Here is a 12,401-nt window from a genome sequence, read left to right as displayed (position 1 = left end):
CCTGAGGAAAGCGAAGCGCCTAGAGCACAAATCAACAGCCAAGTTTAACAGAGTCTCTCTTATAAAAACTGTACGGCCAAAATTCCTAGTCCATTAAGTAACAGCAGGAAAAGTAAGCACGCAACAACCCATTTCCATATTCTTGTCACAGACTTATCCCCTTTAATGTTAATTAGTACTAATTTATCATATTACTAGAGATGTAGCACTAAGGTTTATATTTACAATCATAATCTCCACATTTATACTTAAAATGAGTGAATATTACCAATTATTAGAATGGGGCTGAAAAGTGAAAAAGGTCATTTCTATTATCCTATTGATAGTCATTGTATTCGTATTATCCGAAACAAACCCTGGGCGTTCGGAATACATAGAATGGATTACCCATGAAGCGATGGATCAATCTTCGAATATCCTTGAAAAAGGGATTCTTTCACTAGCAGGGGAAGAGGTTTTCGATATGGGAACAACGGAATCAGATTACTTCATATTTTCAGTCTACAAAACCGATTTTTCCGAAATCGGCCTGAGTCAGGTCACCTGCATCGGGTTCTTCAATACATTTATTCCAATTTCCAAAAATGAAAAATAAGAAGACCAGATGAGGTCTTTTTATTTTTATATGATGGAGTATTCCTTTTCATCCGATAAAGTTTCAGAGCATAAATTAACTATATTAATAGCAGAAACTGATAAGGGAGAGAGTAGGTTTGAGTGCTTTCTATGAGAAAAATAATAAGGAATATGTAATTGAAGCTTTTAAAGCTGTGCTTGAATCTAACCAGAATGCCCTTAAAGATGAAGGCCTTGCCTTTATTCTGAACACACTCGAACATTACCAGAACCAATCAGTTTTTCATGCAATATGGAAATTGATTGAGGGCCATGAAAGTATCTACAACTATGTACTAGAATTTATTCATCAACAACAGGACTACAGTAATCTGTTAAAGCTAATTCTTGAAAACAAATTCAATCTCACTCAGGTTGAAGACATTTTAGCAGAGATAAATAATCTGCTTGAAACTGCACCCTATTTACGTAAGAACCGTTGTTTTCAGGTACTGGCAATCCAAAAGACAGCAGATGCTGTTGGCAATTCCACCGATCCATATAAAGCAGCTAGTGCTGTACAAGCATTTAACGTAACAAACCTTGAAGTTGATTTTTCAAAAATAAAAGACAAGATGATGGTTTACGCGGAAATTGCGTTAGTAGATGATCTTGAATTACAGAATATAACTCTCAAGGACATCGATGCCTTTGCGCTCCTTTCAACTGGAAAGCTGACTGAGATAGAACTAAAGGATAGAAAAATCATCAGTAAGTACCAGAAATTGAAGGTCCTGCATGAACTGTTCACCAAACCTGTCGTTTCTGTGGGAGTAATCCTTCAGCGTTTATCACCTGCAAACCGCGATGAACTTCGTGATATATTAAAAAATATTCTGCGGGGTAACGTTTCGGAAAAGTATTTCCAGCATATACTCGCTGCTTTTGATAATGAAGAAGGGAGTTATCATTATCCACAGCTTTTTGGATATTTGAGTAAACATGCAGATGATGAGCGAATGTTATCATTTATTAAATGGAGTGCGAAAAACCTTCAGCCCGATCATCATTACCATCGAGCATTGAAGGCCTATTTAAAAACCCATCCAAGGTCGATTTGGAAGAATAAAGGTGCTAAAAAAGAGCTCCAAATGATATCAACCACAAGCTTTAGCAGATTGGTGAAAGAAGTTCAAAATGAAACCGCTAGTCCCGTCGTTAAATTTGTTAAAAGGTATGGCGTGCATGTATCCATATTGCTTCTCAGCACCCTTGTTGTTGGAAGCGGGATTTATCTTGGGAATGATATATTGTTTGACAAAAATGAAAAGACAGCCTTTTCAAAAACCAACAAACCTGCAACACCGGTTCAAGTGGAAGTGAGTGAAAAAACCTCGTTAAAACCGTTTCAACGTTGGGACGCTGGTAATCCATATGTGTTTCTTGTAAATGGAGAACAACAGACCATAACCTTTGGGCAGGCAAATCCAACTGGAGGAAAAAGCCTTGTATTAACTGGCGGGCAAAATATCGAAACCCCTTTTGAGTTGGTGATTGATTCCGAGGCTTCACCTTTTGATGAAAAAGGAGTTTTAAAAGAAGGGTTTTCCCTTTACCATACAGAGCATGATTTCGATAAAAGCGGCACCCCTGAGGTGGTGATTATGGCACTCAATCAAACCTATGAATCGTTTGTATGGGTGTACAGCCTGCTTACTGAAAATGGAAGTGTAGGTCTGCGATCTGACCTAGCCATAAATGGGATGTCTGATGCGAAATTAGTTGATAATACACTTACACTCCTTGGCGCCCAAGGACAATCGGAAACGTACTCATTCGTCAATCAACAATTTGAGAAGAAATAAGCTGCGATAAAGAGAGCAATCCTCGAACGGGAATGCTCTCTTTATCGGATTTTCCAGTAAACATTTAGGCGGATCATGAATGATACCTTTAAAAAGGGGTTGCCACCATGTTTGAAATAAAACCATATCCTGAATTCTCTTGGTCACTGTCACGCCACAAAGCACTGATGGAATGTCCGAGAAAGTATGCTTTTGAATATTATATCAGTCACAATGGCTGGCTGCGTGATTCTAATATTCTCGCCAAAGATGCCTATCGTTTTAAGAAAATGACAAACTTAAAGATTCTATTTGGAAGTGCTGTCCATGACCTTATTCTTTCAGTGATTGGAAACTATTTAAACACAGGGTTCATCCCGCCGGAAGCAGAATTAATTCAGCGATTGCGTGGCACAATGAATACTGCCTTTAAGGATTCAATGCTTCGGGCTGATTTATGGAGAGAGAGACCGAACCATTTTCAAATGCTCCATGAAATTTACTATAATGGCGGGCTGCCGAGGGATAAAGTGGATGAAATCCAGAAACGCTTAAGTGTTTCGATGGGGAACTTTTTGACGAGCAAAACCTTTACGGATGTAAGAGAAAAGAAAGAAATGCAGTTTGTTGAAGCCGAGCGTTTTCGGTTTATGTTTATTGATGGAGTTAAGATCTTTATCGTTATGGATTTTTTGTACCGGGATATAAAAGAGGGAAAATGGATTATCGTTGATTGGAAAACCGGAAAAGAATCCTTCGAGGACAGACACCAATTAGCACTGTATGCTCTTTATTTGAAAAGGGTATTGAAGGTGAAAACCATTGAAGAGATTGTCATCCGAAATGAATATCTGTTAACCGGTACACACAAAACCTATCAATTAACGGAAACAGACCTCGAAAAAGTTCATGAACTCTTTGGAATGAGCGTTGTTCAAATGCAGCGCTACTTAGATGACATTCGTGCAAACCAGGCATTGAACTTTAACCTATTCCCAAAAACCAACATCATCAAAAAATGCGACCGCTGCAACTACAAAGAACTATGTGAAATGTACTAACCAAAAAAAGGACCTCAAACTTTATCATAGTTCGAGGTCTTTTTTTTTTGACCCTTCTGTCCGCCTGTGGTGGACAGTGTCCACGAGCGGTGCCTGTCACCAAATGGTTTCACCATTTGGTGACAGGCACCCTAATTCGGCACCCTATTTCCCTTCCTTCTCTTCTGCTTCATCTTCTTCGAGGATTTGCTTTAGTTCTCCCTCGTCACCTTTGGCGTTGATGATTTCGAAGATTTGATTGAGTCCTTGGCTTGTTTGGTCTCTTTCTTTTTCTTTTTCCATTGTTTCCTCCAGTTGTAGGTTTATTTTTAATATGCCCAGTTATTTCAATGTATGAACGATTTCTACTGCTTTTTCTAGGGAAACACTTTTTAAAATGCTATGGTCTATTCTTACCGCTGTACCGAAGTGATAACAATTTGTTCCTACCTGTGTATGTACTTCAGAGATATTATCTTTTGACAGGCCGCTGCCAATTAGAATCTCCGTTTCCTTACAAATTTCTTTCAATTTTCTTAGGGTATCCAAACGTGTTTGCCAGTCGCCATGTCCTCCAGAGGTTAAAATGGTTTTAATTTCTTTATATTGATTTAATTTCTCTGCGTTCTCGACTATATTATTGGAACTGTCGATGGCGCGGTGAAAAGTTACCTCCATGGTTCCTACTTCCGTAAGTAGCTCTTCAAGCTGATAGAAGTCAATATTCCCTTCTCCATCCAGCATTCCTAACACCACACCATTTGCCCCTAAGTTTCGAATAACACGTATATCATTTTTCATAATTGCAATATCATCTTCTGTATAACAAAACGATTGACCATGCGGTCTAACCATAACGTTAACTGGAATAGAAACACTATTAACCACTTTTTCGATTAGCCCATAGCTGGGTGTTATGCCTCCCTCGGTTAAACCTGATACCAATTCAATTCTGTCTGCACCTGATCTTTCAATTAGTTTCGCGTCCTCTACAGTTACTGCAATAAATTCAATTAACATCCTTTATTCCTCCTTCATATAAACGAGTTTTACCAAAGAATTTGTATTAGTTACTTATTTTACTTAATTAACTTATTTACATTATTAATTGTTCAACATTTCACAAAGTGTTCAAACAATTCCGATAAATGAGTGATTCAAATCACTAGGGTATTTTATACAAATTTTACAATGTAAGAGTAAACAATTTTAATTTAAAGGGGTAGAATCAAATGAGAAATTTCTTGAAGTTTGCAAGTGTTATTGTCACCTCTGTAATGGTTTTAAGTGCTTGTAATTCTGCCAAAGTTTCCCTGGATACACAGTCTGCAAAAGTAGCAAAAGCTAATACTGCCTCACAAGTCATTGAACCTCACAAAAATCTCAATCAAAAGCCAATTCCCGTCAACATAGAACGTGTCGGTGAACACGAAGTCAATATTGACATGACCGCACAAATTACCGATATCGAAATTTCCAAAGGCAATCTGTACAAAGCATGGACATTTAATGGTGAAGCCCCAGGACCAGTCATTGTTGTGAATGAAGGCGATACCATTAACTTTACATTAAAAAACATGGATCCGTCCATCCCGCACAGCATGGACTTTCATGCCGTTCATGCCTCCCCATCACAGGATTTTATAGATATTATGCCAAATGAATCTGGCAGCTTTACCTATCCAGCGAACAATCCTGGAGTTTTCATGTACCACTGTGGTACAAAACCAGTTTTAGCCCATATCGCAAATGGAATGCACGGAACCATTATTGTTAAGCCTAAAGACGGCTACCCGACTGATTCTGAAATTGACCGTGAATTTGTCATCGTTCAAAATGAATGGTATAAATACAACGACTTAGAGGATTTTACAAATGGAGTTCCTAGTAATGTGGTCTTCTCGGCTAAAGCCTTAAAAGAAGGCGATTTGAATACAAACGGTACCGTTGGCGCCCTAGTTGATACACCGCTCCTTGCGAAGGTTGGCGACAAAGTCAGAATTTACATTAACAATGTGGGGCCAAATGAAGTCAGCAGTTTTCATGTGGTCGGAACCGTATTTGACAATGTTTATATCGATGGTAATCCATTTAACCTCATGAAAGGTTTGCAAACTGTCATGCTGCCGGCAAGCGGCGGGGCGGTTGTTGAATTCACAGTCACAAAAGAAGGCAGTTATCCCATTGTGACACATCAGTTTACCCATGTAACCAAGGGCGCCGTTGGAATTTTGAAAGTAACAAAAGACGGAACGGATGATGGAAGCCAAACCATGTCACACTAAACTGACTGATAAAAAGCATCGGAAATTACTCCGATGCTTTTTTATATGAAACTTTAAATCTAGAACTTATCAACTTAGGTTTTGAAAATAGCAAATCTCCAAGGAATTTATCCACAAGGATTATATGATTATCCACATTATAAACATACTTATTCACAGCTGTTGATTATTTACTAACATTTATCTATACTCTATCCACAACTTATCCCCAAAGTAAAAAGCCTGGAAACCCCAGGCTTTTGTTCTATATTCTTGCTCCTAATTCAATTGCTTTACTATTATGATACAATGACTTCACTTTAAGCTCGCACTTAAGTTCCTCACATAAACAATCATTTTGCATCATTTCCATATGCCGATACTGAAATACGTGATAATAATATTTACTCCGTAATAATACATTTTTCAACAACACAAAGAAAACCTCCTCTATTGATTTACATAAACCGCAGAGGATCGTGTTCGGTAACTGGCTGGCATCGTCTTAAAACATTAGCCCCTTTAGTTTTGCGTCACCATTTTTCAATAGTTTTGCCGTTTCGTACGATTTATGTGTTTAATAGAACTATAAGATACAACAAAATTATTAAAAAGAGTCTTAGGTCCTACTTTGATTCCGGTTCCAATTTTCCCAATAGGCTGCTATTCCTATTTTTTTAACAAAACGAACAACCTTGACAACTTCTTTATAACCAAAAGCGTCAAGCTCCATTATTGGAACTTGACGCTTTTTTATTTACCTTTGATTTCTAAGAGTTTTAATCTTAAGTCATTTTCCATATTGGCCAGTTCTTGTTCAGCCAGGCGGCGTTTGTGACGCCCTTCTTCTTGGATTCGCATCGTTTCTTCCAACGTGGTGATTAAACTTTCCTGAGTCTTTTTAAGGGTCTCGATATCAACGAGACCACGCTCATTTTCTTTCGCTGTCTCAATCGTATTCGTTTTAAGCATTTCTGCGTTTTTCAAAAGCAGTTCATTTGTGGTCTGTGAGACCTTTTTCTGCGCCTCTACTGCATGGCGCTGACGAATGAGGGTTAGCGCAATCGCAACTTGATTTTTCCAAAGCGGAATGGCCGTCATGATGGACGATTGTATTTTTTCCACAAGCGCTTGGTTCGTGTTTTGGATCAGACGGATTTGCGGAGCACTCTGGATGGTAATCTCACGGCTCAATTTCAAATCGTATAGGCGTTTATCCAAGCGGTCTGCAAACTGAATCATATCGTTCACTTCTTGGAATTTCATTTGATCACTTGTTGCTTCCGCTTCCCTTTTCATTGCTGGGATTGTTTTTTGATTGAGCTCTTCAAGCTTAATTTCTCCCGCTGCAATATACACGTTTAGAGCATGGAAATATTCTTTATTTGTTTCATAAAGCTGTTCGAGCAATTTAATATCCGATAAAAGCACGTTCTTACTCCGGTCTAGTTTCACACTAATCCTGTCAATTTGTGCACCTGTCTTTTGATATTTGGACAATACCTCTTGAAGAGAATTTGAGATTTTCCCAAACATACGTCCGAAAAAGGATGGCTTCCCATCCTTTAATTCATCCGGATTGACCTCATCAAGGCGCTTCATCAAATCACTTATGATTTCGCCAACCTCGCCGATATCCTTTTTCTGTACATGCTCAAGCATCGTATGTGAAAAGCTTAAAAGCTTCCCTTGTGCTTGGGTACCATACGTAATCATCGCCTGGTGGTTTTTCGGGTCAATTTGTTCAGCAAGCTGGTAGGCTTTTGCACGGTTTTCTTCCGGTATGACATCAATCAGCTTAGTAGGCTTTGCTTCTTGAAGCTGTGGCGATTGCTGGGTTTGCGGAGCTAGCTCTTGATTTTCACCAAACGGGTTGGCTAGGATGTCATCTAATAAATTCCCTGTTTTATTTAATTGGTGTGAGTTATTTTCACTCATTTTAGCCTCCTGCTTTCATCTATGATTTTAGGATCATTGAGTTTTTTTATGGAATGCTTGGCAACATCAATTTCAAAATTCAAGGAATCTAAATCATCTTCCACCACATGATAGAGATCCTCTTCTAATGCCTTAGTTAGGTCGGTTAAGGTTTGGCGTGTCTCGTATAAAGAAACATCAATCTCATGACTTTTCTTAGGCTGCTGCGCTAAAAATCGATATTTCTCTGTAAGCTCGACAACAGAATCTAAATGGGAAAAGTAAAATTTTTCAGCCTTATAAAAGCGCTTAGGTTCTGCATGCGTCATGCTTTGTATTTTCCGTGTAATCCGGAGAACCTCTAGTCTCTGCTTTAAAGTCGATAGATCACGAATGGAAAAGAGAGATTTATTTAAGCGATTAATTTTTTGTTTGGCTTCATCTAGGTTTTTCTTTATATAACGATATTCTTTTCTTGTGAGCTGTTGTTTTTTTAAAAAGCGGGATGTCATGACCCCGGATGTAATTTTGTAAACGATGACTCCACCTGCTAATGAAATGGCGGATGAAATCAAAAATGTTAAATCGAATGCAAAATAACTTAAAAACCATACCGTGACGGCAGATGGAACAGTCACAACACTTTGGACTAAAAACGTTAAAAATCGGTTCATCATAATCGACTCCTGACTAAAAAATCCTTTATATTCATACGAATGACCAACAAAAATGTTTCAACAAAACAAAATACCTACAAAGGCAAGACTTCCTTCATTACTTCAACAATACACCATAAAAATCCTGCTTTCCATAGACCACAAACGTAAACAAGCCTAAGACCTAAGACGTATTTTTGGATGACGGTGACAGGCACCGCTCGTGGACACTGTCCACCTAGGGTGGACAGTTCCACCCTTCAGGCGGACAGTCTGCCTCCTCTTTTCTGCTGTTTATTGTTATCTAGGCTTTAGTCCAAGAGGATTACCCAGATACACATAGGTTATGAAGGTAATACTTGAAAATATTTCAAATTTATAGATAGAGGAGCGCGATGAACAAATGTATCAATCATTTGGAATGCCCTTTGATTATCGATATGGACAACAAGGAGGCCAACATGGTGGCGGGCAACATGGCGGCGGACATCACGGCGGCGCACATCACGGCGGCGGACACCACGGTGGCGGGCATCATGGTGGCGGGCACCACGGTGGCGGGCACCACGGTGGCGGGCACCACGGTGGCGGGCATCATGGTGGCGGGCATCATGGTGGCGGGCATCATGGTGGCGGACATCACGGCGGTGGACATCACGGCGGCGGACATCACGGCGGCGGGCACCACGGTGGTGGCTTTAATCTAGGTAATGTAGGTGCTGGACTGCTTGGTCTTGGATTAGGTTATTTAGGTTCAAGTCTTGGTGGTGGTTATGGATACGGTGGTTATGGTCAAGGATACGGTGCTGGATACGGATATCCTGGAGGTTACCCTGGATATGGTCCTGGTTATGGCATGTATGGACCGGGATATGGTCCTAGAATGGGTGGTTATGGCGGCGGTTTCGGCCAAGGATATTGATCTTTTATAAAAGATAAAGCGTGTGGTCCATATGTAATATACATGGACCCCACGCTTTTTTATATTATTAAGATATTTTTACTGTTTTTTTGTTTCAGCGGGTGTAAAATGTTTCTCAAAAGAAACATTTCTGTATTTGCGCATATATAATATTATTCAAAACCTTCAAATAAAGAAACATAATATAATAAAGGGAGAAGAGACTATGACGGAAAATCTGCTATTTGCGTTTGGACTGACATTATTTGCAGGCCTTGCAACAGGTATAGGAAGTCTGCTCGCATTTTTTACATCACATACAAATACGAAATTTCTATCTGTTACCCTTGGATTTTCTGCTGGTGTCATGATCTATGTATCCATGGTAGAGATTTTTGTAAAAGCAAAGGTAGCTCTTGTCGATGCAATGGGTGTTGTTCCGGGGAACTGGTTAACGGTTGGTGGATTTTTCGGAGGCATGCTATTGATTGCTGCTATTGACAAATTTATTCCAAAGCAATCAAACCCGCATGAATTGAAAACAGTAGAAGATATGAATCAACCTAACATAAATGACGGTAAAAAGCCTGACCTATTAAAAATGGGGACATTTACGGCACTTGCCATTGGTATTCACAACTTTCCGGAAGGAATTGCTACCTTTACTTCGGCTTTACAGGACCCAGCTCTTGGTATTGCCATCGCGGTTGCGATAGCGATCCATAATATCCCAGAGGGCATTGCTGTTTCGGTTCCTGTTTATTTTGCGACAGGTGATAAGAAAAAGGCTTTCAAACTATCATTCTTGTCGGGCTTATCGGAACCAATTGGTGCAATAGTTGCCTATCTATTCTTAATGCCTTTCCTAAACGATGTTATGTTCGGAATTATCTTCGCAGCGGTTGCAGGGATCATGGTGTTCATCTCCCTCGATGAATTATTACCTGCTGCAAAAAGATATGATGAAACCCATCTATCAATCTATGGGCTCATAGCAGGTATGGCCGTCATGGCACTTAGCCTTTTACTATTCATCTAAACAAAAATTCCAAGAGAATGCACAAAAGCCAGCAAATTGCTGGCTTTTTTACTGTCCAATTCAAGAAAGTGTCCACGAGCGGTGACAGGCACCGGGGTGGCACCGGGGTTATTTATTTTTAAGTACAAAGTTTCATGGTTCCATTAGGGGCATATATTAGATGGAAATTCCCAAAATTTATGGAGGAGGGTGAATTTATTGATGAAAAGGGCCCTTTTTACAATACCGCTTTGTTTGATACTCATTGGGGTAATGGTTACTTCCTTTGTTCTAATGGGTATTAAGCCAAGCTCTTCGAATATTTCTCAAGCTCAAAAGCTAGCGGAATACACGAAGCCAGCGGTTGTTCGGATTCTAGGTTATTCTGTTGTTAGTTGGCAGTTTAACAATCCAAATGACCCAGAGGTAGAGGCCATACTAAGTCAATTAAACTACCAGTCTGTTGTTGGGGGCTCTGGTTCAGGTGCAATAATTAGCTCTGATGGGTATATTGTCACGAATGCTCATGTTGTAGAATCGGCTCAGATGGAAGACGAAGATATTGCCAATGCTGCATTTGATCAGCTTGTTACGATTATGGCAGATTATTTTCAGGTAGATTATGAAACAGCGTATGAATATATGTTGACTTACACGCAATACACTGGGATTCAAAAGGTCATTAAAGTTATTTTACCTGGCGGAGACACACTTGATGGGGAAGTAAAAAGCTATGGTGCACCTGTTAATGAAGGGAAAGATGTAGCGGTACTTAAGATTGAAGGGAAAAACCTTCCTACCTTAAAGCTTGGAAATTCTGATAATATCCAAAACCAGGATAACATTTGGGTAAGCGGCTACCCAGCTGCAGCCGATTCTGATCTGCTATCACCTGATTCCTCTCTCGTATCCTCAATGAATGCTGGTCAAATTTCTGCTACTGATAAGAAAACGGAGCAAGGAAGCCCGGTTATTCAAATTAATGCAGCTGCTACACATGGGAATAGCGGTGGACCAGTAATCAATGAAAAAGGAGAAATCATTGGCTTACTAACCTTTAGAGGCGATACCGTAAATGGTCAAGAGGTTCAAGGCTTCAACTTTTCAGTGCCAGTTAATACTGTAAAAGAATTTACAAACCAAGCAGGAGCAAAGAATACATCAAGCAGCACAGATAAACTTTATAAGGAAGGGCTGGAGCTTTATTGGGGTGGCTATTATGATAATGCTCTAGAAAAATTTGAAGCAGTCCAAAGACTCTATCCAAACCATTCCGAAATCAAAAAGTTCATCACGAATTCCGAACAACGAGCTGGTGACAGCAAAACTTTATGGTCAGATTATAAAACCATCTTCTATATCGCAGATGGTGTTGCCGCCTTACTAATAATTCTGCTCTTAGTATTCACCTTTGCCTTTAAACCGAAAAATAGACCTGCACCTGCTGCAGCAACGCAGATACCACCAGCAGCACCACCGCCACAGGTACCGGAAAACACCATTCAGGACCTAAACAACGATGGAATAATTGACGTCCAAGATATCATACTTGCACTCCAAGAACAGCAAAAGAAACAGCAGAAAAAAGATGAAGAAAATGATAGTTAAAAGTCATCTAAAAAAATGTATGTATAAATGTATGTATAAATGAAGGAAAATGAATAAATGGTGACAGGCACCAAGGGAATCCCTTGGTGTTTTATTTTAGTTACAAATATGGATTAAACGTATAAAAAGTAATAGGAGTTAATATCTATTAATAAATGTTAACTTTAGGGGAGGAATGTCTTCTGAGAGGGATATTACGATTGGTTGGTTTCCTCATTTTTATTTTTGGGGTATTTTTAATTTTTACTGATCAAGTATTTTTTGGGGTTTTATCGATTATATTAGCTTTTTTAGTTTTCCCTAACCGAAGTAATAGCAAAAGCCACCACTATCATCATTACGACAACGACTATAGCAACGATCATGCCTACAGCTCAGACAGCGACTCCGGGGGCGGAGACTCGGGCGGTGGCGGCGGCGGTGACTAATAGAAAAACATCCTCAACTGGAGGATGTTTTTAATTTAACTCATAGGTAGAACTCCCTCTTAATGCTTGGTGTAGGTCATTCTTTTGCTTTTTAAAGGTTGTTTTCACAAAGTATATGTGAATAATGTAAGAATCATATTATAATGGTAATAAATTCATTTTTTCCTATA

13 protein-coding genes and 1 riboswitch are annotated in these 12,401 nt (G+C 39.3%); of the genes, 8 read left to right on the top strand and 5 right to left on the bottom strand.

The features are described from left to right. The first annotated feature begins 292 nt into the window (after positions 1-292). The 3 genes from CHI06_RS01160 (at position 293) to CHI06_RS01150 (ending at position 3,460) form a co-directional block, all read left to right on the top strand. Positions 293-595: a DUF4359 domain-containing protein gene (locus CHI06_RS01160; RefSeq protein WP_095246581.1), complete on the top strand. Its 303-nt coding sequence runs from the start codon at positions 293-295 to the stop codon at positions 593-595. A gap of 118 nt (positions 596-713) precedes the next feature. Next, positions 714-2,420: a hypothetical protein gene (locus tag CHI06_RS01155; RefSeq protein WP_095246580.1), complete on the top strand. Its 1,707-nt coding sequence runs from the start codon at positions 714-716 to the stop codon at positions 2,418-2,420. 107 nt (positions 2,421-2,527) lie between these two features. Continuing rightward, positions 2,528-3,460, top strand: coding sequence for a PD-(D/E)XK nuclease family protein (locus CHI06_RS01150; RefSeq protein ID WP_095246579.1), 933 nt, complete (start codon positions 2,528-2,530; stop codon positions 3,458-3,460). A 144-nt stretch (positions 3,461-3,604) separates the two neighbouring features. Here the strand turns inward: CHI06_RS01150 and CHI06_RS29595 are convergent, their stop codons facing one another. After that, positions 3,605-3,742 (bottom strand): hypothetical protein, encoded by a 138-nt coding sequence (locus tag CHI06_RS29595; RefSeq protein ID WP_165979091.1) that lies wholly within the window; start codon positions 3,740-3,742, stop codon positions 3,605-3,607. Positions 3,743-3,781: 39 nt separating this feature from the next. Further along, on the bottom strand, positions 3,782-4,459 hold the full coding sequence (locus CHI06_RS01145) for a copper homeostasis protein CutC (RefSeq protein WP_095246578.1): 678 nt from the start codon (positions 4,457-4,459) through the stop codon (positions 3,782-3,784). A 212-nt stretch (positions 4,460-4,671) separates the two neighbouring features. Here CHI06_RS01145 and CHI06_RS01140 point away from each other — a divergent pair, with 212 nt between their 5' ends. Next, positions 4,672-5,724, top strand: coding sequence for a multicopper oxidase domain-containing protein (locus CHI06_RS01140; protein ID WP_095246577.1), 1,053 nt, complete (start codon positions 4,672-4,674; stop codon positions 5,722-5,724). A gap of 244 nt (positions 5,725-5,968) precedes the next feature. Here the strand turns inward: CHI06_RS01140 and CHI06_RS29590 are convergent, their stop codons facing one another. The 3 genes from CHI06_RS29590 to CHI06_RS01130 all read right to left on the bottom strand — a co-directional run bounded on the left by CHI06_RS29590 (position 5,969) and on the right by CHI06_RS01130 (position 8,294). Further along, entirely contained in the window at positions 5,969-6,139 is a 171-nt protein-coding gene (locus CHI06_RS29590; protein ID WP_165979090.1) for a hypothetical protein, read from the bottom strand. Between the two features lie 46 nt (positions 6,140-6,185). Continuing rightward, a riboswitch (cyclic di-GMP riboswitch) is annotated at positions 6,186-6,270 on the bottom strand. Between the two features lie 186 nt (positions 6,271-6,456). Then, positions 6,457-7,641, bottom strand: coding sequence for a toxic anion resistance protein (locus CHI06_RS01135; RefSeq protein ID WP_095246576.1), 1,185 nt, complete (start codon positions 7,639-7,641; stop codon positions 6,457-6,459). Then, the gene (locus CHI06_RS01130) at positions 7,638-8,294 is read right to left on the bottom strand and encodes a 5-bromo-4-chloroindolyl phosphate hydrolysis family protein (RefSeq protein ID WP_095246575.1); all 657 of its coding nucleotides are present in this window, start codon (positions 8,292-8,294) and stop codon (positions 7,638-7,640) included. The genes CHI06_RS01135 and CHI06_RS01130 overlap by 4 nt, the downstream gene beginning before the upstream one ends. A gap of 385 nt (positions 8,295-8,679) precedes the next feature. On the opposite strand from CHI06_RS01130, the gene CHI06_RS29585 reads away from it, so the two are divergent. From CHI06_RS29585 to CHI06_RS01110, 4 genes are all read left to right on the top strand, one after another. Further along, positions 8,680-9,198, top strand: a complete 519-nt coding sequence (locus CHI06_RS29585) for a hypothetical protein (RefSeq protein WP_095246574.1) — start codon at positions 8,680-8,682, stop codon at positions 9,196-9,198. Between the two features lie 205 nt (positions 9,199-9,403). Then, complete coding sequence (gene zupT / locus CHI06_RS01120) at positions 9,404-10,216, top strand: zinc transporter ZupT (RefSeq protein WP_095246573.1); 813 nt, start codon at positions 9,404-9,406, stop codon at positions 10,214-10,216. Positions 10,217-10,417: 201 nt separating this feature from the next. Beyond that, positions 10,418-11,803, top strand: a complete 1,386-nt coding sequence (locus CHI06_RS01115; protein ID WP_095246587.1) for a S1C family serine protease — start codon at positions 10,418-10,420, stop codon at positions 11,801-11,803. 200 nt (positions 11,804-12,003) lie between these two features. Beyond that, a complete protein-coding gene (locus tag CHI06_RS01110; RefSeq protein WP_095246572.1) occupies positions 12,004-12,231 on the top strand; it encodes a hypothetical protein in 228 nt (75 codons plus the stop codon). The last annotated feature ends 170 nt before the right edge of the window (positions 12,232-12,401 follow it).

This window comes from Bacillus sp. 7884-1 (genome assembly GCF_002272245.1).
Taxonomy (GTDB): Bacteria; Bacillota; Bacilli; order Bacillales; family Cytobacillaceae; genus Neobacillus.
Note: the sequence above shows the minus strand (reverse complement) of the source record. Positions and strands in the feature narration are given on the sequence as shown.